The following is a 14,528-nucleotide window of genomic DNA, read 5'->3' as shown; positions in this document are numbered from 1 at the left end:
GGGTATATAGAGCCCATGCGCAAGGACATCAAGGCATCCGTCGGAAAACGTCTCGGCCGGATCGAGGGGCAGGTTCGCGGCCTCTCGAAAATGGTCGAGGAGGACCGCTACTGCATCGACATCGTGACGCAGATCTCGGCGGTGCGCGCTGCGCTGCGCCGTGTCGAGGAAGAGGTTTTGAAAGACCACGTCGCCCATTGCGTCGAGCACGCGATATCGAGCGGCGACAAGGCCGACCAGCGCGAGAAGATCGCGGAGCTGATGGCGGTGATCGGCCGGGCGGAAAGGTAGCTTTCCGCGTCATTGCGAGGAGCCCGCGACAAAATTGCGAAGCAATTTTGCGCTGGCGACGAAGCAATCCAGAATCCCACCGCGGCGGGATTCTGGATTGCTTCGCTGCGCTCGCAATGACGGTGGATAGAGAGGAGCGACGTCTCTCCCGGCGTTCGCCGGAACGAGGATGGAGTGACAGCTACGCCGCGATCTCGTGTGCGCGCTCGCGGTGCTCCGCGCGGTACTTCGCGAGATCGTCCAGCAGCACGAAATGCTCGGAGAAGGTGACGGCCATCTCCGCAGCCGCATCATGCATCATTTGCGCAGCCGAAACTTCAGCCGGCGCTTCCTGGTCAGGCGCTTCAGGAACGAGCGGCGGCGCACGGAACGTTTCTGGAAACACCCCGAATGAGCCTGCTACCTCCTCGAGCGGCTTTTGCTTGTCGGCCCAGTGCAGAGCCGTGTAGTCGAATCCATTGACGATGGTCGGCTTGACGACCTCGAAATAGGGCGAGATGTCGAAGTCGCGCGGCATGTACAGCGAGGAATCGCGGATGTGCAGGATCTCACGGCGGGCGGCGCGGCTGCCGGCCTTGGTGATCTTCGGCAGGATCGGGTAGCGCACGGCGTCGAAGGCCTGCGCGATCAGCGCCGAGCAAATGATCTTGGTCGGATCGCCCGACCCGATCGCGATCATGCGCCGTCGCCAGCGCTGCGGGATCGGCAGCGGAAACAGGAAGCGCATCAGGTCGAGGATATTCTTGGTGTCGTAACCGAAGCCGATGCGGTTGATCGCGTAACGGCAGACCGTGGTGCGGTCCTCATAGGACAGCCCGACCGGACGGCAGACGCGGGTGTGATAGGGGAAATATTTCGACAGCGGCGCCGAGGTGACGCCCTCGCCGATATTGGCCTCGATCAGCACATGCGGCTCGCCATCGGGCTCCACAGCGCCTTCGACCGGACCGACATAGAGCGCGCCATGCGACCAGGTCGACTGCGTCAGATATTTGATGATGCCGGAGATGCGGTTGTTGCCCTCGACCAGAAGCACGTCGCCGGGTTCGATGACGCCGCGCAGATGCTCGGGGTCGCTCGGCGTGAACGGCTCATAGCCCGGCACCTCCTTCGAGAGGTACGCGGCAATCAGCTTGCCGACTGAGTCCAGGACCGTCCCCATTTCAAACTCCCCCCGCGGCCTTTTCCGGCTGCCTTTTTCCCTTCTCTATCATGGTCGAAACGTGTTGCAATTCGGTTCATCAGTCTGTGAGATCAAGCACGATTGATTCACCATGATGGTTGCCGCGCAACATCAGATACGGCAAGGTTCGCTAGCTGTTCCCGTTTGCCGCAAGTCCCCGGAAACCATGACATGACAATCACGCGCCGCAGCTTCCTATCGGCGTCGGCGGCTGTTGCTGCGATGCCGGTTCTGCGCGCAACCGCCGCACCCCTGCCGCGTGAGGCTGACATCGTCGTGATCGGCGCGGGCGCGGCCGGAATTGCCGCAGCGCGGCGCGTGATGGCGGCCAATCGCAAGGTCGTGGTGGTGGAAGCGGCCTCGCAGATCGGCGGCCGCTGCATCACGGATACGACGACCTTCGACACGCCGTTCGATCGCGGCGCGCGCTGGATGCACAATCCCGAGACCAATCCGATGATCCGCCTGGCGCGCAGCGTCGGGCTCGACGTGGCGCAGGCGCCGGCCGGCCAGAAGATGCGCATCGGCCGCCGCAACGCGCGCGCCGGCGAGACCGAGGAGTTTCTCGCTGCGCTGGTCCGTGCCAACCGTGCCATCGACGAGGCCGCGCGCGGCAAGCTCGACACCGCCTGCGCCTCGGTGTTGCCCAGGGATCTCGGTGACTGGGCGGGCGCGGCCGAGTTCGTGCTCGGTGCGAGCTTTGCCGGCAAGGACCTGAAGGAGCTGTCGGCGATCGACAAGGCGCGCGCACAGGACCGCAATGCAGCGATCGCCTGCCGCCAGGGATTGGGCACGTTGATCGGCAAGCTCGGCGAGCAGGCGCCCATCGCGCTGTCGACGCCGGCGAGCCGCATCGCCTGGAGCAATCGCGACGTCAGCGTGGAGACGCCATCCGGCAAGATCGCCGCGCGCGCCGCCATCGTCACGGTCTCGACCAATGTGCTGACATCGGGCGCGATCAAGTTCGGGCCCGACATTCCCAAGCGCACGCTGGACGCGGCGTCGAAGCTCACCCTCGGCAGCTACGATCACATCGTGCTGCAATTGCCGGGCAATCCGCTCGGCCTGTCGCGCGACGATATCCTCGTCGAGCAGAGCAATTCAAGCCGCACCGCGCTGATGTACGCCAATATCGGGGGATCCTCGCTGTGCTCGATCGATGTCGGCGGCGCATTCGGCCGCGATCTCACCGGGCAGGGCGAGAAGGCAATGATCGCCTTCGCGAAGGAATGGATCACGAAGCTGTTCGGCAGCGAGGCTGCGGCGGCCGTGCAGAAAACCAGCGTCACGCGCTGGAACGCCTCGCCCTTCGTGATGGGCGCGATGTCGGCGGCCTCGCCCGGCGGTCAGCTCTCGCGGAGGATTTTGGCGGAGCCGATCGGCAACATGTTCCTCGCCGGCGAAGCCACCCATGAGACGCTGTGGGGCACCGTCGACGGCGCCTGGGAAAGCGGCGAGCGTGCCGCAGATGCAGCGCTGCGCAAGATCGGCGCGCTCAAGGACGAGCCGGCCGAGGTGCCGACACAGTCGACGAAGAAGCGCCGCGCGCCGCGACAGCAGGGCAACTAAGCCGCAACAATCTCCGCTGTCGTCCCGGACAAGCGGAGCGCCGATCCGGGACCCATAACCACAGGGAGTGGTTTGGCGAAGACAAGCAGTTCGCAAATCCTTGGTCGGTATTGCTATCTGTGTTTCACCGAAAAATCACGCGGTATGGGTCCCCGCGTTCGCGGGGACGACAGCGGAGATTGCTACCGCAAAATCCCGTCCAGTACCGGCAGCCCGGTGATGACCGCGATCGCGATCAGCCCGTAGCAAATCCTGCGAAACGACGTTTCGCTCGCGCGGCCGAACAGCGAGGCGCCGAAGGCGACGCCGATCGCGTAGACCGGACCGACGATCAGTGAGAGCAGGAGCGACTCACGCGAGATCAGCCCCGTCGTCGCGTAGCTGACCATCGAGAAGAAATCCGATGCGCCAAAAAACAGGACGATGTTGGCGCGGGCGACGATCGGCGCAATCGGGCGGCCGAGCCAATAGCCGACGATCGGCGGACCGCCGGTCTGCGCCAGGCCGCTGCAGAAGCCGGAGAGACCGCCGATCCCGACCGAGAGCCAGGCGTGGTCCTTGCCGCGATAGCGCCAGCCCGACAGCAGCAGAAGCAGGAGCGCTGCGACGAAGCAGGAGATGATCCAGCGCGTGGTGACGGGTTCGAGCACGCTGAGGAAATAGGTGCCGATGGGGACGCCGACCAGCGCGCCCAGCACGATCACGGCGGTGGCCTTGCGATCGGCCTTCCGCCACGCATCGGGCAGCATAGGCGCTGCCGCGACGAAATCGATCACGAGCAGCAGGGCGGCAACGAGCCGGGGCGCGGCGATGCTGCTCGCCAGCGGCATGAAGATCAGCGCCGAGCCGAAACCGGAGAAGCCGCGCGCAGTGCCGGAAACGAAGGCGACGGCGCAGAGCGCCATCGCAATGGTGAGGCTGACGTCCTTGGGGAGGAAATCCGCAAGTGTCATCCGCGAAGAGTGCCCCCGGTCTTCTTCGTGACTTCCGCCACGATCTTCGCGGCGACGGCCTCGATCTCCTGGTCGGTCAGGGTCTTCTCGCGCGGCTGGAGCATCACGGCGATGCCGATCGACTTCTTGCCGTCGTCGATGCCCTTGCCCTCGTAGACGTCAAAGACGTTGACGCCGGTGATCAGCTTCTTGTCGACGCCCTGCGCGGCGCGGACGATGTCGCCGGCCTTCACGGTGCGATCGACGATGAAGGCGAAGTCGCGCGTCACCGGCTGGAACGCCGACAGGTCGATCACCGGCTTGGCGCGGGTCGGCTTCTTCTTCGCTTCCGGGATGCGGTCGAGGATCACCTCGAACACAACAAGCGGACCGTCGGCGCCGAGCGCTTCGAGCGCGCGGGGGTGGACCTCGCCGAAATGGCCGAGCACGTTCTGCGGTCCGATCTGGATCGTGCCGGAGCGGCCGGGATGCAACCAGTTCGGCCCGCCCGCGACGATCTGGAGCGCCTGCATCGGCGCGCCGGCGGCAGCGAGCACCGCCAATGCATCGGCCTTGGCGTCGAACACATCGGCCTGCGCCGAGCCCGTCCAGTGCCGTCCCAGACCTTCCGCGGACGCAAAGCCGCGGCGCACGCCGCTCGCGGCCATGAACTGATCCTGTGGGCGGTCGCCCTTGAACACCTGACCGACCTCGAACAGCGCAACATCGTTCACGCCGCGATTGGCGTTCGCCTGTGCTGCCGCGATCAGGCCCGCCAGCAGCGTCGGGCGCATGTCGGAGAGATCGGAGGCGATCGGGTTGGCGACCTCGAGCTCGCGCTGGCCGCCGCCGAACAATTCGGCCGCAGCTTTCGTGATGAACGACCACGTCACCGCTTCGATGATGCCGCGACTTGCCAGCGCACGCCGGGCGCGGCGGGTACGGAGCTGGAGCGGCGTCAACACGGACTTGCGCGCATCGCCGCCGCGCTCGAACGGCGTCATCGGCACCTTGTCGACACCGAAGATGCGGACGACTTCCTCGACGATGTCGGCCTTGCCGTGCACGTCGGACCGCCATGACGGCACCGCGACCTTCACGACCGGGCCGGGGCCCGCCATCATGAAGCCGAGATGGGTCAGGATGCGCTTCATCTCTGTTTGCGGCACCTCGATGCCGGAGAGACGCTTGACCTCGGTGACAGGGAAATCGATCACGCGGTCGTCGCCAAAGGCCTTGCCGACGACGACGTTCTCGGACGGCGTGCCGCCGCACATCTCCATCACGAGTTTCGTCGCGAGCTCGAGCCCCGGCACCATGAAGGCCGGATCGACGCCGCGCTCGAAACGATAGCGCGCATCGGAATTGATGCCGAGCTTGCGTCCGGTCTGGGCGACGTTGATTTCGTTCCACAGCGCCGATTCGATCAGCACGTCGGTGGTGTTCTCGTCGCAGCCCGAGGCTTCCCCGCCCATGATGCCGGCGAGCGATTCGACGCCCTCCTCGTCCGCGATCACGCAGATGTTGGAATCAAGATTGTAGGCGCGGCCGTCGAGCGCGAGCAGCGCCTCGCCGTCGCGGGCGCGGCGCACCACGAGATTGCCCTTCACCTTCTTGGCGTCGAACACGTGCAGCGGCCGCGCGCGGTCGTAGGTCATGAAGTTGGTGATGTCGACCAGCGCGTTGATGGGACGCAAGCCGATCGCGGTCAGCCGCTTCTGCAGCCATTCCGGCGACGGGCCGTTCTTGACGCCGCGCACGAGACGCAGCGCGAAGCCCGGACACAGCGCGGCGTCTTCGACCGTGACCGTCACGGGGCACGGGAATTCACCCTTGATCGCCTTGATGGTCGGGTCCTTGAACTTGCCCATGTCGGCGGCGGCAAGATCGCGCGCGATGCCGTGCACGCCGGTGCAGTCCTGCCGGTTCGGCGTCAGGTTGATCTCGACCACGGGATCGCCCAGCGCGGCCCATTCGGCATAGCCCGCGCCGATAGGCGCGTCCGCCGGCAATTCCATGATGCCGTCATGGTCGTTGGAGATCTGGAGTTCAGCCGCCGAGCACAACATGCCGCGGCTCTCGACGCCGCGGATGGTGCCGACGCCGAGCGTGATGTCCTTGCCGGGAATGTAGGTGCCGGGCGGCGAGAACACGCTGACGAGCCCGGCACGCGCATTCGGCGCGCCGCACACCACCTGCACCGGCGCGTCACCGTTCCCGGTGTCGACCATGCAGACGCGCAGGCGATCCGCGTTCGGATGCTGCTCGGCCGAGATCACCTTCGCGATCGTGAACGGCTTCAGCGCCTTCGCCTTGTCCTCGATGTTCTCGACCTCGAGCCCGATCATGGTGAGCTTCTCGGCGAGCTTTTCCAGCGGCTCGTCGGTGTCGAGATGATCCTTCAGCCAGGAGAGGGTGAATTTCACGAGCTCAGCCCTCCGGCAAGCGTTGGCACTTCGAGCGGCTTGAAGCCGTAATGGGACAGCCAGCGGACGTCGCTGTCGAACAGCTGGCGCAGGTCGGCGATGCCGTATTTCAGCATGGCGATGCGGTCGATGCCCATGCCCCAGGCAAAGCCCTGGTATTCGTTGGGATCGATGCCGCAGGCGCGCAGCACGTTGGGGTGCACCATGCCGCAGCCGAGAATCTCGAGCCAGTCCTCGCCTTCACCGAAGCGGATCTCGTCCTTGCCGCGGCGGCACTGGATGTCGACTTCCAGCGACGGCTCGGTGAACGGGAAGAATGACGGCCGGAAGCGCATGTTGATGTGGTCGACCTCGAAGAACGCCTTGCAGAACTCGTGCAGGATCCATTTGAGGTGGCCGAGATGCGAGATCTTGTCGATGACGAGGCCTTCGACCTGGTGGAATTGCGGCGTATGGGTCGCGTCCGAATCGATGCGGTAGGTGCGGCCCGGGCAGATCACGCGGATCGGCGGCTTCTGGCTCAGCATGGTGCGCACCTGCACTGGCGAGGTGTGGGTTCGCAGCAGCATGCGCGAGCCGTCCTCCTTCGGATGGAAGAAGAACGTGTCGTGCATCTCGCGCGCGGGATGGCCTTCCGGAAAGTTCAGCTTGGTGAAATTGTAGTCGTCGGTCTCGATATCGGGACCTTCGGCGACCGAGAATCCCATGTCGGCGAAGATCGTGGTGACTTCGTCCCAGACCTGGCTCAGCGGATGGATGCGGCCGGCTTCAGCCGGCGCATCGCGCAGCGGCAAGGTGACGTCGACGGTCTCGGACGCCAGCCGCGCGTCGAGCGCTGCCGATTTCAGGAGATCACGCCGCGCAGTGAGCGCCTGGGTGATCTCGTCCTTGGCCTGGTTGATCGCAGCGCCCTGCGTCTTGCGTTCGTCCGGTGACATCTTGCCGAGCGTGGCGAGCAAGGCGGAGATCGAGCCCTTCTTGCCGAGCGAGGCAACGCGGACGGCTTCGAGGGCCGCTTCGTCGCCGGCAGCAGCGATCTCCGCGAGGATGGATTGGACGAGACTGGCGAGGTCGGACACGGTCGGATCCTTTCAAAAGGCTGCCGGTTGTGGCCGCAGCCGGGCCGGAACGTCAAGCCGTATAGCCGTCGTAAATGCAGGGCATTTGAACGCTATGGGCATGGCTTGATAGGCGTGGCTTGATAGGCATCACTTGATAGGCAGGACTTGTTAGGCATGGCTTGCACCAACCTGATGAAGGAGAGGGCGATGCGTTTGCGATCCTGCCTGGCCGGTCTGGCCCTGGTTCTCCTGGAAGCTTTCCCGGGAGGCGCGGCTCAGGCCGCCGAGGAATGCCCGGCCAAATCCAATGCGATGGAGGACATCATCGCAGTCCTGAACGGAGCCCCGAGTTGCGACCGTGCCATGAAGCTGTTCGAGGCCTGCGCCTACGGCGCCAGTGGCGACGTGCAATTTGGCGAAGCCGTCGAGAAGAAGTGCGAGGCCGATTTTGTCGGCCAGGCCAAGCCGCCGCAAAAGCTTAGTTACCAGCGCGAGTTGGCGGCGTGCGACCGGAAGTACCGGAACAAGTCCGGCACCATGTATATTTCGGCAACAGCCTTCTGCCGGGCGGAGGTCGCCCAGCGTTACTCGCGGCGTGCACTGAAGGCCGGCGGAGCCGGCCGTTAGCGCGAGCTTTAGGCGGCGAGAGCAGCCTTGGCCTTCTCGGCGATCAGCTGGAACGACGCGGGCTCGTTGATCGCGAGATCCGACAGCACCTTGCGGTCCACGGTGATACCGGACTTGGCCATGCCGTCGATAAACTTGCTGTAGGTCAGGCCGAACGGACGGACGGCAGCGTTGATGCGCTGGATCCAGAGCGCGCGGAAGGTCCGCTTCTTGCGCTTGCGGTCACGGAAAGCATACACCAGAGCCTTCTCGACGGCCGGCTTGGCGGTGCGGATCGTATTCTTGCGGCGGCCACGGAAGCCCTTGGCGGCCTTGTAGACTTTCTTGTGTTTGGCGTGGGCGGTCACACCGCGTTTGACGCGAGCCATGACAAATTTCCTTCAGGGATGACTTGGTTTTCGGATCGCCGCACCAGGTGCGGCGGAGATGGCAATGATCTTGGACTGATCTTGGACGCGATCAGGCGTTCGGCAAGAAGTACTTCTTGACGTTGTCGCCGTCGGTCTTGAACAGCACGGCGGTGCCGCGCAGCTGACGGATCTGCTTCTTTGTCCGCTTGATCATGCCGTGACGCTTGCCGCGATGGGCGAACATCACTTTGCCGGTGGCAGTCACCTTGAAGCGCTTTTTAGCGCCCGATTTGGTCTTCAGCTTGGGCATTTTGCTCTCCTATGGCCACAACAGAATGCCGCCCGTGAAGGCGGCTGGCCGTCTAAAATGCTCGTTAGAGCGTTGATTGTGCTCAGGTTTTCACGAACAAGCGCGAAAACCCGCACGGACATCGCCGCGGCAGCCCTTAATCAGCCGGGCGATGAAGGCTGGGCTTATGACAGAGGACGGGCGAATTGGCAACGATGAACCACCGGAACCTAGCCAGCGACTATCCGGAATTGTTACCCTTATGTCCAAGCCGCGTCGCCTGGAGCAGGACCAAAATGGCCCATTTCTTCCGATCTCGTTTCTTTTTGACTGATTTCGCCCGCCCGCGCCATCTGGCGCTGCTCGCCGTGCTTGCCACGGCTGCACTGCCCTCGACCGCGGATGCCCGCGCCGGAAGCTATGACGGCATCTGGAATGTCACCTTCGCCACCACCCGCGGCAATTGCAGCTCCGGCTACAGCGTTCCCTTCACCGTCACCGGCAGCCGGGTGTCGTCCGCCGGCGGTGGCCGGGTTTCCGGCACGATAAATCGCGGCGGTGCCGTCGCGGTCCAGGTCTCGGTCGGCGCGTCACACGCGACGGGCGGCGGCCGGCTCGCCCGTGTGGCCGGCGCCGGCTCGTGGCGAGGCATCATCTCCGGAGACCAATGCAGCGGCACCTGGCAGGCGACCCGCTCCTGACACACAAAAACGGCCCGCCGGAGATCCGGACGGGCCGTTGAACTTTCAGTTCCGAAGTGCCGGCGTCAGCGCGGCGCCAGAACCATGACGACCTGGCGGCCTTCGAACCGCGCGTCCTGCTCGACCTTGGCGAGCTCGGCGACGTCGGTTTTGATCTTGTCCAGAAGCTTGGTGCCGATCTCCTGGTGGGCCATTTCGCGGCCGCGATAGCGCAGCGTGATCTTGACCTTGTCGCCCTCTTCGAAGAACCGCTGCATCGCGCGCATCTTCACTTCGTAATCGTGATCGTCGATCATCGGGCGGAGCTTGATCTCCTTGATCTCGACGATCTTCTGCCGCTTGCGGGCTTCGGCGGCTTTTTTCTGGGCGGAATACTTGTATTTCCCGTAGTCCATGATCTTGCAGACGGGAGGGCTGACGTTCGGCGAGATCTCGACCAGATCCATGCCGGCTTCCTGGGCCATCTTGATGGCCATGACGGTCTCGACGGTGCCTTTGTTGTCACCGGCCTGGTCGATCAGCTGGATCTGCGCATTGCGAATATCATCATTGATGCGCGGCCCATCTTTGCTGGCAACGGGCGGGGCTTTATTGGGACGGCGAATGGGTGGTTCTCCAAAGTTGTGAAAGAAGCGGCTATTTTGAAGGAAGATGCGTTTGCCGGCAAGCAATTCGCTCGTGCAGGAGGCGAAGAACCCTCAAATGCGAGGCATTTTGGCCACGCCCGTCGGCACGCTGCACGACATAGACACCTTGCTTCTGTTCCGCAAGCGTCCCCAAGGACCAATACCGGGCCGCGCTGCGGAACAGGTCCAGACAGCTCAAACAGGCCAGACAGAGTAAACGTTCCATGACCCATGCAAGTCCCGATACCGTGCTCGACTTCATCGAACTGGGCGAGGGCCCGTCCGCACGGAAGATCGCGGTGCGCCGCCGCGCCGGAAACGACCCTGACCAAGGACTTAGGCAAGGATCTGGCCAAGGACCTGACCAAGGACCTGGCCTCGTCTGGCTCGGCGGTTTCAAGTCGGACATGCAGGGCGGCAAGGCCGTGGCGCTGGACGGCTGGGCCAAAGACCACGGCCGCGCCATGGTCCGGTTCGACTATTCCGGCCATGGCGAATCCGGCGGCGATTTCGCCGATGGAACCATTGGAAGCTGGCTCGAGGACAGCGTGGCCGTGTTCGAGCGGTTCTGCGACGGCCCGCAAATCCTGATCGGCTCGTCCATGGGCGGCTGGATGGCGCTGCTGCTCGCACGCGAGATCAGGAAGCGTTCGGGCAATGGGTCGCTCGCCGGGCTTGTGCTGATCGCGCCCGCGCCCGACTTCACCGAAGAGCTGATGTGGAAGAATTTTTCGCCCGCGGTGAAGACAGAGATCGAGACCAAGGGCTTCTGGCTGCGGCCGTCGGACTATGGCGACGGCTCGCCCTATCCGATCACGAAGAGGCTGATTGAGGAGGGACGCAACCATCTCGTGCTCGGCAGCGCCATCGATCTCGGCTGTCCCGTCCGCATTCTGCAAGGTGCGCAGGACCCCGACGTACCCTGGCAGCACGCCTTCGCGCTGACGCATCGCCTGCCGGCCGACGACGTCGTGCTCACGATGATCCAGGACGGCGATCACCGCCTGTCCCGCCCGCAGGACATCGCCCGCATTCTTGCGGCGGTCGCCGAGATCGGGTGAGGTGTAGCTCGGTGTCATTGCCCGCGAAGGCGGGCAATCCAGTATTCCAGAGACCGTCGTGTCTTACTCGAGAAGCCGCGGCGTACTGGATGCCCCGCCTTCGCGGGGCATGACCAAGAAGTTGGGAGAAACGCCAATGACCACCACCGCCATGCTGCGCGCGTTCTGCGATGCGGTCGAGCAGCGCAACGGCAAAGCGTTCGCCGAGCTCTTCACCGAGGACGGAATCTATCACGACGTCTTCTACGGTGCCTTCGCAGGCCGCGAGAAGATCGCCGCGATGGTCGACGACTGGTTCTATCGCACGGCGACCGATTTTCGCTGGGATATGCACGACCCCGTGTCGAATGGCGCGACGCTCTACGCGCGCTACACGTTCAGCTACCGCTCGACTTTGCCGGACGCGCAGGGCGCGCGGGCGATGTTCGAGGGCGTCGCGATCATGACGCTGCGCGACGGCAGGATCGTGAGCTATCACGAGGTCGCCAACACCGCGCCGGCGTTCGTCGATCTGAAGTTTGCGCCGGAGCGAATTGCGAAGATCGTCAGCAAGCAGGGCGCCGAGCTGAAGGCGCGGCCGGAGATGCAGCGGCATCTTGCCTGACCGCAGGGCCGCTACGGCGGCGGTGGCTTCGCCATCGGCTTGCGCTGCGCGAGTGCGGCGACCGTTGCGGTGCCGATCGGGCCCTGCTCGTCGTAGAGCCAGCATTCGCCGATCGCCACGCCGTCGGTGGCCTGGTGGTTGACGACGTCGAAACCGATCCAGTTCGTCACCGGCAACCGGTGCAGATAAATCGTGACGTCGCTGTTGATGTAGCCGAGCCCCTTGTCGCCGGCGTTGGCAAACGGGCTTGCGAAATCTGCACCCGTTGCGACATGGACGAACGGCGTCATCGGCACGCCGGCCACGAGCTCGCGCACCTCGCTCATCCAGAGCCGCCGCGGGCCGAGCGAGCCCATGTGACCGACGATCGGGCGCGTCGCCCATTTGCCGTTCATGCCGAGCCTGGGATCGGTCGGCTTCGGAATGTCGGCCGGCTTCGGCACGTCCCAGTTCGGCGGCGACCACACATTGCCATCCGGGTTCTGCGTTTTGCGCAACAACTGGCACGAGGCGCGCGCCATGCTGACGCCGGCCGAGAAGAACTCCGCCTCCACCACGCGGATGCGCAGCCCGTCGCGCACCAGCCGCGTCGTCACCTCGATCGGCTTGTCGATCGTCGGCAGCTTGTACATGTCGACGGTGAGCCGCGCCGGCACGAATTCAGGGCCGGAATGGCGCTCCTCGATAGCGAAGCCGAGCAGGCCGACGATGACGCGTCCGTGCAGCGATTTCGGATCCCAGGGACCATTGGCGACTTCCGTCGGATGGAATGTATCGCCGTCGCGGGTGAAGAAAGGCATGTTTGTCATGGCGCGCGAGATTGAAGGAATGCGAGGGGAAATCAAGAGTGGTGAGAGCGTGTACCGTCACCACAAAACGGTGTCATCGCCCGCGAAGGCGGGCGATCCAGTATTCCAGAGACAGCAGTGATTGAGTCGATGGGCCGCGGCGTACTGGATGCCCCGCCTTCGCGGGGCATGACGCCGAGAGTTAGGAGGCGGTCTGCCATTCCTGACGCACGCTGTCATCATGCTCGTTGTTCGCCGCGGCAGCTCTCACTGCCTCAAACTCATCCCGCGCCACCAACTGCGCCAACGCCCACACCGCAGCTCCGCGCACCAGCGGGCTCGCATCATCCAGCAATCGCCGCGCCTCTTCGGCCAGCGCGGCCTCGCCGGAGTTGCCAATCGCAATCAGCACATTGCGCAAAAAGCGATCGCGGCCAATCCGCTTCACAGGTGACTTCGTGAACAGCGTACGGAACGCGGCATCATCGAGCCGCGCGAGATCGGCAAGACCAGGCGCACGCAATTCATCGCGCGCCGCGAGCTTCGCCTCGCGTCCCTCCTGCGCGAACTTGTTCCAGGGGCACGCCGCAAGGCAGTCGTCGCAGCCATAGATGCGGTTGCCGATGCTTTTGCGAAACTCGCGCGGGATCGGTCCCTTGTTCTCGATGGTGAGATAGGAGATGCAGCGCCGTGCATCGAGATTGTAAGGCGCGGGGAACGCCGAGGTCGGGCAGATGTCGAGGCACGCCTGGCACGAGCCGCAATGATCGATCTCGGCGTCATCGCGCGGCAGCTCCAGTGTGGTGTAGATCGCGCCGAGAAACAGCCACGAGCCGAATTCGCGCGAGACGAGATTGGTGTGCTTGCCCTGCCAGCCGAGACCTGCGGTCTGGGCGAGCGGCTTCTCCATCACGGCCGCGGTGTCGACGAACACCTTCACTTCGCTCGGTGCGGTCGCGACCAGCCAGCGCGCCAGTGCCTTCAGGCGCTTCTTGATGAGATCGTGATAGTCGTCGCCCTGTGCGTAGACCGAGATCGCCGCGCGCGTGCGCTCTCCCAGGATCGCGAGCGGATCCTGGTCCGGGCCGTAATTGACGCCGAGCATGATCACCGAGCGCACGTCGCTCCATAGCCCGCGCGGATCGACGCGGCGCTCCGGCTGCGCGGCAAGCCAATCCATGTCTCCATGGCCGCCCGAGGCGATGAATTCGAGAAAATGCGCTCCGGCCTTTTCGATCGTGCCGGGCTCTGTGATCCCGATGCAGTCGAAGCCGAGCGCCCGCGCTTCGCGCGCAAGCGCCGCCTTCAGTTCGGTCGGATCGGAGTTCAGAAATCCAGGTCCACGTAGGTCCGCGACGCCGGCACGCCCGCCAGCCATTCGCTCAGCAGCGGACGGAACGACGGGCGGGATTTCACCCGCGCGTACCACGCCTTTGCTGCGTCGTCCTCGCTCCATGGCACGTCGCCCAGATAGTCGATCGCCGAGAGATGCGCCGCGGCGGCGAGATCCGCGTAGGTGATCCGGTCGCCGGCGAGGAAGTTACGCGTCTGCGCCAGCCAGCCGATATAGGCCAGATGATAGCGCACGTTGGCCTTCGCCGCGCGCATCACGTCGGGCGACGGTGGGCCGCCGCCGCTTTCCTCGCTCATGAAGCGCTTGTAGATGCGCTCGGTGACGAGAGGGTGCGAGACCTCCTCGAAGAACTTTTCGTTGAACCAGGCCATCAGCCGGCGCACCTCGACGCGCTCGGCGACAGCATCGGGCATCAGGCGCTTGGGTCCTATCTCGGCGCCATAGGCCTCGTCGACATATTCGGCGATGACGGCCGCACCCGGGACGGGCGGCTGTTCGTCGTCGACCAGAACGGGCGTCGTGCCCGCCGCATTGAGCAGCAGAAACGCCTCGCGCCGTTCCCAGCTGCGCTCTTCGACCAGCTTCAGGTCGAGCCCGTATTCTCCCGCGATCAGGCGGATGAAACGCGAATGCGGGCAGAACGGATGATGAAACAGCGTAAACATG

The 14,528-nt window shown here is 64.5% G+C and carries 16 protein-coding genes; 6 read left to right on the top strand and 10 right to left on the bottom strand.

All coding sequences use genetic code 11. The annotated features are described in order from the left end of the window. The first annotated feature begins 15 nt into the window (after window positions 1-15). The gene (locus tag AB7532_RS00730) at window positions 16-291 is read left to right on the top strand and encodes a metal-sensitive transcriptional regulator (protein ID WP_063685637.1); all 276 of its coding nucleotides are present in this window, start codon (window positions 16-18) and stop codon (window positions 289-291) included. A gap of 181 nt (window positions 292-472) precedes the next feature. Here the strand turns inward: AB7532_RS00730 and AB7532_RS00725 are convergent, their stop codons facing one another. Further along, on the bottom strand, window positions 473-1,453 hold the full coding sequence (locus AB7532_RS00725; RefSeq protein WP_441232931.1) for a YiiX/YebB-like N1pC/P60 family cysteine hydrolase: 981 nt from the start codon (window positions 1,451-1,453) through the stop codon (window positions 473-475). Window positions 1,454-1,645: 192 nt separating this feature from the next. Between AB7532_RS00725 and AB7532_RS00720 the strand changes: the two genes are divergently transcribed. Then, entirely contained in the window at window positions 1,646-3,043 is a 1,398-nt protein-coding gene (locus tag AB7532_RS00720; RefSeq protein ID WP_441232930.1) for a flavin monoamine oxidase family protein, read from the top strand. A 182-nt stretch (window positions 3,044-3,225) separates the two neighbouring features. Here AB7532_RS00720 and AB7532_RS00715 read toward each other — a convergent pair whose 3' ends face one another. From AB7532_RS00715 to pheS, 3 genes are read right to left on the bottom strand one after another with little or no spacing between them, the layout of a single operon-like run. Next, window positions 3,226-3,996, bottom strand: a complete 771-nt coding sequence (locus AB7532_RS00715) for a sulfite exporter TauE/SafE family protein (protein ID WP_441232929.1) — start codon at window positions 3,994-3,996, stop codon at window positions 3,226-3,228. Beyond that, on the bottom strand, window positions 3,993-6,401 hold the full coding sequence (gene pheT / locus AB7532_RS00710; RefSeq protein WP_441232928.1) for a phenylalanine--tRNA ligase subunit beta: 2,409 nt from the start codon (window positions 6,399-6,401) through the stop codon (window positions 3,993-3,995). The genes AB7532_RS00715 and pheT overlap by 4 nt, the downstream gene beginning before the upstream one ends. Continuing rightward, window positions 6,398-7,480 carry a phenylalanine--tRNA ligase subunit alpha gene (pheS, locus tag AB7532_RS00705; protein ID WP_441232927.1) on the bottom strand — a complete coding sequence of 361 codons (1,083 nt, stop codon included), beginning with the start codon at window positions 7,478-7,480 and terminating at the stop codon, window positions 6,398-6,400. Before pheS ends, pheT begins: the two co-directional genes overlap by 4 nt. 189 nt (window positions 7,481-7,669) lie before the next feature. Between pheS and AB7532_RS00700 the strand changes: the two genes are divergently transcribed. After that, window positions 7,670-8,089 (top strand): hypothetical protein, encoded by a 420-nt coding sequence (locus tag AB7532_RS00700; RefSeq protein ID WP_441232926.1) that lies wholly within the window; start codon window positions 7,670-7,672, stop codon window positions 8,087-8,089. Window positions 8,090-8,097: 8 nt separating this feature from the next. On the opposite strand, the gene rplT is transcribed toward AB7532_RS00700, so the two are convergent. Both rplT and rpmI read right to left on the bottom strand, forming a co-directional pair. Then, window positions 8,098-8,457 carry a 50S ribosomal protein L20 gene (gene rplT, locus AB7532_RS00695; protein ID WP_441232925.1) on the bottom strand — a complete coding sequence of 120 codons (360 nt, stop codon included), beginning with the start codon at window positions 8,455-8,457 and terminating at the stop codon, window positions 8,098-8,100. Window positions 8,458-8,548: 91 nt separating this feature from the next. Then, on the bottom strand, window positions 8,549-8,749 hold the full coding sequence (gene rpmI, locus AB7532_RS00690) for a 50S ribosomal protein L35 (protein WP_008143958.1): 201 nt from the start codon (window positions 8,747-8,749) through the stop codon (window positions 8,549-8,551). A gap of 275 nt (window positions 8,750-9,024) precedes the next feature. Between rpmI and AB7532_RS00685 the strand changes: the two genes are divergently transcribed. Continuing rightward, entirely contained in the window at window positions 9,025-9,429 is a 405-nt protein-coding gene (locus AB7532_RS00685; RefSeq protein ID WP_441232924.1) for a hypothetical protein, read from the top strand. A gap of 65 nt (window positions 9,430-9,494) precedes the next feature. On the opposite strand, the gene infC is transcribed toward AB7532_RS00685, so the two are convergent. Further along, window positions 9,495-10,034 carry a translation initiation factor IF-3 gene (infC, locus tag AB7532_RS00680; protein ID WP_441239161.1) on the bottom strand — a complete coding sequence of 180 codons (540 nt, stop codon included), beginning with the start codon at window positions 10,032-10,034 and terminating at the stop codon, window positions 9,495-9,497. A 245-nt stretch (window positions 10,035-10,279) separates the two neighbouring features. Between infC and AB7532_RS00675 the strand changes: the two genes are divergently transcribed. Further along, window positions 10,280-11,116, top strand: coding sequence for an alpha/beta hydrolase (locus AB7532_RS00675; RefSeq protein ID WP_441232923.1), 837 nt, complete (start codon window positions 10,280-10,282; stop codon window positions 11,114-11,116). 136 nt (window positions 11,117-11,252) lie between these two features. Beyond that, window positions 11,253-11,720: a nuclear transport factor 2 family protein gene (locus tag AB7532_RS00670; protein WP_441232922.1), complete on the top strand. Its 468-nt coding sequence runs from the start codon at window positions 11,253-11,255 to the stop codon at window positions 11,718-11,720. Between the two features lie 11 nt (window positions 11,721-11,731). Here the strand turns inward: AB7532_RS00670 and AB7532_RS00665 are convergent, their stop codons facing one another. From AB7532_RS00665 to AB7532_RS00655, 3 genes are all read right to left on the bottom strand, one after another. After that, complete coding sequence (locus AB7532_RS00665) at window positions 11,732-12,529, bottom strand: acyl-CoA thioesterase domain-containing protein (RefSeq protein ID WP_441232921.1); 798 nt, start codon at window positions 12,527-12,529, stop codon at window positions 11,732-11,734. A gap of 181 nt (window positions 12,530-12,710) precedes the next feature. Then, window positions 12,711-13,886, bottom strand: coding sequence for a tRNA epoxyqueuosine(34) reductase QueG (gene queG / locus AB7532_RS00660; protein ID WP_441232920.1), 1,176 nt, complete (start codon window positions 13,884-13,886; stop codon window positions 12,711-12,713). After that, window positions 13,835-14,527: a glutathione S-transferase family protein gene (locus tag AB7532_RS00655; protein WP_441232919.1), complete on the bottom strand. Its 693-nt coding sequence runs from the start codon at window positions 14,525-14,527 to the stop codon at window positions 13,835-13,837. Before AB7532_RS00655 ends, queG begins: the two co-directional genes overlap by 52 nt. Window position 14,528: the final 1 nt, after the last annotated feature.

The organism is Bradyrhizobium sp. 930_D9_N1_4 (assembly GCF_052076015.1).
GTDB lineage: Bacteria > Pseudomonadota > Alphaproteobacteria > Rhizobiales > Xanthobacteraceae > Bradyrhizobium.
Note: the sequence above shows the minus strand (reverse complement) of the source record. Positions and strands in the feature narration are given on the sequence as shown.

Excerpts from the sequence above, each read along its gene's own strand:
- AB7532_RS00730 (WP_063685637.1), top strand. The coding sequence starts at position 16 with ATGCGCAAGGACATCAAGGCATCCGTCGGAAAACGTCTCGGCCGGATC.
- AB7532_RS00725 (WP_441232931.1), bottom strand. The coding sequence starts at position 1,453 with ATGGGGACGGTCCTGGACTCAGTCGGCAAGCTGATTGCCGCGTACCTC.
- AB7532_RS00720 (WP_441232930.1), top strand. The coding sequence starts at position 1,646 with ATGACAATCACGCGCCGCAGCTTCCTATCGGCGTCGGCGGCTGTTGCT.
- AB7532_RS00715 (WP_441232929.1), bottom strand. The coding sequence starts at position 3,996 with ATGACACTTGCGGATTTCCTCCCCAAGGACGTCAGCCTCACCATTGCG.
- AB7532_RS00700 (WP_441232926.1), top strand. The coding sequence starts at position 7,670 with ATGCGTTTGCGATCCTGCCTGGCCGGTCTGGCCCTGGTTCTCCTGGAA.
- rplT (WP_441232925.1), bottom strand. The coding sequence starts at position 8,457 with ATGGCTCGCGTCAAACGCGGTGTGACCGCCCACGCCAAACACAAGAAA.
- rpmI (WP_008143958.1), bottom strand. The coding sequence starts at position 8,749 with ATGCCCAAGCTGAAGACCAAATCGGGCGCTAAAAAGCGCTTCAAGGTG.
- AB7532_RS00685 (WP_441232924.1), top strand. The coding sequence starts at position 9,025 with ATGGCCCATTTCTTCCGATCTCGTTTCTTTTTGACTGATTTCGCCCGC.
- AB7532_RS00675 (WP_441232923.1), top strand. The coding sequence starts at position 10,280 with ATGACCCATGCAAGTCCCGATACCGTGCTCGACTTCATCGAACTGGGC.
- AB7532_RS00670 (WP_441232922.1), top strand. The coding sequence starts at position 11,253 with ATGACCACCACCGCCATGCTGCGCGCGTTCTGCGATGCGGTCGAGCAG.
- AB7532_RS00665 (WP_441232921.1), bottom strand. The coding sequence starts at position 12,529 with ATGACAAACATGCCTTTCTTCACCCGCGACGGCGATACATTCCATCCG.
- queG (WP_441232920.1), bottom strand. The coding sequence starts at position 13,886 with ATGGCTGGCGGGCGTGCCGGCGTCGCGGACCTACGTGGACCTGGATTT.
- AB7532_RS00655 (WP_441232919.1), bottom strand. The coding sequence starts at position 14,527 with ATGTTTACGCTGTTTCATCATCCGTTCTGCCCGCATTCGCGTTTCATC.